The following is a 3,446-nucleotide window of genomic DNA, read 5'->3' on the forward strand; positions in this document are numbered from 1 at the left end:
CTCAATTAGTTTCACCTCCTCAACTATGATAAAATTATTATAGCATATAAGCGAACACAAGTTCCCTATAATAATTATAATGATAACACTGAGAAAAATCGTAGAGCTAAATGAGGTTACAATAGAAAAAAATGGAAATCATGCCCGACCATGTTCGCACGTTGATAACGTTTCACATCCTACTAATATCGTGAAGGCATTCAAGGAGCCTCTGCACGCATTTTTTCGAAAAGCACCCAGAACTAAAATAATAAAAATTCTGGGGAAAGCCATCTATGGTCTCTCACAGCTACTACATGAATACCTTAGAATAAATCCAAAATAAAAACGCCTTACGGCGTTAATACATGGGCATTCATCTACCTAATTAAAATCAGGAGATTTCTGCCGTATTTCCTATTAAATTTAGTCTTTAATCGCGCTGACTTCTTCCAAGAACCACTTGTTGAAGTAGTCAGTATCGATATCGACACATACTTTGGCGTTGGTCTTGCCATCGTGGTAGGCACCACGAATGTCACCAACTGTTTCACCCATTGCTGGGCCTTCCGTCTGAACATCCACCCACATTTCCTCGGTCGTAATTGCTTCCGGATGTAAGAGATAGAAGATTGTGTTCACGTCATGCATTGGATGACCGTTTTCGTCACCATCATTGTAATGGGTAATCAAGTCGTGCAACATCTCGCCGGCACGGCCCATGGTGGCTAACTTATCCAACGTATCTGGTGTCAACAGCGCCTTCAAGGTAATGTCTAACCCAACCATTACGATTGGCACCCCTGAATCATACATGATCTTAGCCGCATGGGGATCAGTGAAGACATTGAATTCTGCCGCACTGGTCATATTCCCCTTGCTAAGCGTGCCCCCCATGGCCACGATCTCTTTAATGTGATCTTTGACTTCTGGGTATTGTGAGAATAACAGAGCAATGTTGGTGTATGAACCGGTTGGGACCAATGTAATGGGTTCGTCAGCCGCCATAATTTCATCATGTAAGGCTTCGACGGCACTCTTGGCGATTGGTTCGCCGTAATCATCACCAAAATCGTAGCCGGGCATTCCTGATTCACCATGAATCCGGGCCGCATCTTCAAATGGCTTGATCAATGGCTGCTTGGCACCCGCCGCCACTGGAATGTCTTGTTTAAAGAAGTTAACAATTTTTAAGGCATTGGCCGTCGTTTTATCAACGGTCACATTGCCGGCAACAGCAGTCACTAACTTGAGGTCAAGTGCTGGATCGTTAATCGCCATCGTTAAGGCCGCTGCGTCATCAATCCCTGGATCGGTATCCATAATAATTTTTGTTGTCATTGCAATTCCTCCATTTAGAAAGCGCTTTTAATTCTGTTGATAATAAGAACCTGGTCTCCCAGGCTCTCAGTAGTTATTAGTTATTCTTAGAGTCAAATCAAAGTCCCGATCTTTTGCTTGCCGCACTAGTTTTCTAAGGGATAATTACGGCTCACACGAGTTGATTGTTGCTTCGATTTGATACCAATCAAGTTCGGGTCAGGATATTATCTCGATCTCGATCGGCTAGAGCTAATCATCTACCGGGCTAAATCACCACAACCGCCCAGAACATGACATTTGGAAAATTGACCTAATTTGATTGTGTCGCATTAGAGATTCCGATCAAACACTTTTACCGCGGTTCGATTGGAGGTTAGGCGTATCCCGCAGTGTCGAGACACGCACGCTATCTTTTTACCAAACGAACAAACCAACAAATCCGGCTGAAAGTAGTGATACTAAGATACCTGAAAGCAACAGATAACCAACGTTTTTAGCAATTAATTCGTTCTTTTCTTTATTAACTAAGCCCTTGAACGCCCCGATAATCATACCAATCGTTCCGAAGTTAGCGAATGAAGTCAAGAATACTGTCAGGATGGCACGTAAGTGAGGATCGTAGCCGTTGATGACACCACCAGCGACTTTCCCCATAACAACGAATTCGTTAGTAACTAACTTAAGACCCATGTCTTGTGAAAGTGTCCATGCTTGGTCGACTGGTAATCCCATCAACCATGCAAATGGGAACATGATAACCCCTAAGATACTTTCAAGTGAAAGTGGCTTCCAGAAAGCACCCAAGATCTTATCAATCAATGCAGCTAAAGCAACAAAGGCGATAACGTTGGCAACGATGATCAAGATCAACTTACCAGCACCCAAGATTGAATCGCCTAAGAATGAGAAGAATGGTTCACGCTTGCCATCGGCATCTTGGCCTTCTGAGCCAACCTTAGCAATTGTATCTTCTTCTTCTGGTACCTTAACTGGGTTCAACATACTTGTCACAATGATTGAGTTGATGATGTTGATTGGAACGGCGGTCAATACGAATTGGCCAGGAACCATTTGGGTATAAGCACCCAAGATTGATGCCGTCACACAACTCATGGACATCATTGCGAGCGTTAAGTTACGTTGCGCATTCATTTGACGAAGTTGAATTCCTGAGATGGCAAGCACTTCAGTGTTACCAAGGAACATCATTTCAACGGCAAAGAATGATTCGAACTTTGGTTGGCCGGTAATGAATGATAATCCACGACCGATCCATTTGATGACCCATGGCAAGAATCCGATATAAGTTAAGATATCGAACATTGGAACAATCATCAAAATAGGAAGCAAGGCACTTGTAATAAAGTTCAAGGATTTCGCGGTCCCACCAAAGTCTGGGGTAACCCAGTTAGGTAAGGCAAACACGATTCCTTGGTAGGCAACCTGCACTAACCAATTAAATCCATCGGCGGCCGCTTTAACAGCGTCCCGACCGACTGAGAAACTTGTGAAAAACCATGCCAAGAATAAGTTGATTACAACCATTATGGCAATTGACTTCCAGTTGATTTCCTTCTTTTTCTTTGAGAACAGGAAACCAATGGCGAGAAATACTACCAGCCCAAGAATATTTATCGCAACATACATGGACAATAACCCCTTTGCTAATTTTTTGCGTTACCGAAAACTAAATAAATAATTGCGCCATCCTGGTATCGCTTTCTAAATATAACCCATAAAACACCCCTTTGGCAAATGATAACGGTTTCGATTTTTTTAATTGTTTCGATAAACAAACTTATTTTCCCGTTTTTAATAAACATAATTGGTTAAAACGTTTTACTAGTTGCTATATTTGATTCTTATAATCTCATTTAGATTAAAATTAGATTAAAAAAACTTTTAGAAAGCGTTTGTTTTCTAAAAGTTTGCTGCCCCTGCCAAGGACCCTTATTATACCATTTCTAGTAGGGACTGACGGCCTCATTTTCATCCCGAAACTGGGCTATCAGTTGATTCTAATTTTTCTGTTCACCCCGTTTACTTTTTATCTCATTCTTATTTTTACTGTCGGCCAATTCAAAAAGAGTAAGCACGTAATAACAGACCGGCTATAATTACGCACTTCAGTGCGATAGAATCAC

The 3,446-nt window shown here is 41.8% G+C and carries 2 protein-coding genes; both read right to left on the reverse strand.

Annotated elements, in window-relative coordinates; translation table 11 throughout:
* Nucleotides 1-405 precede the first annotated feature (405 nt).
* Complete coding sequence (gene rihC / locus FC26_RS03550; protein ID WP_057777859.1) at nt 406-1,320, reverse strand: ribonucleoside hydrolase RihC; 915 nt, start codon at nt 1,318-1,320, stop codon at nt 406-408.
* Nucleotides 1,321-1,716: 396 nt separating this feature from the next.
* Nucleotides 1,717-2,949: a NupC/NupG family nucleoside CNT transporter gene (locus FC26_RS03555; RefSeq protein WP_057777860.1), complete on the reverse strand. Its 1,233-nt coding sequence runs from the start codon at nt 2,947-2,949 to the stop codon at nt 1,717-1,719.
* Between the last annotated feature and the right edge of the window lie 497 nt (nt 2,950-3,446).

Origin of the sequence: Paucilactobacillus vaccinostercus DSM 20634, assembly GCF_001436295.1 — a bacterium.
In the GTDB taxonomy this organism is placed as follows: domain Bacteria; phylum Bacillota; class Bacilli; order Lactobacillales; family Lactobacillaceae; genus Paucilactobacillus; species Paucilactobacillus vaccinostercus.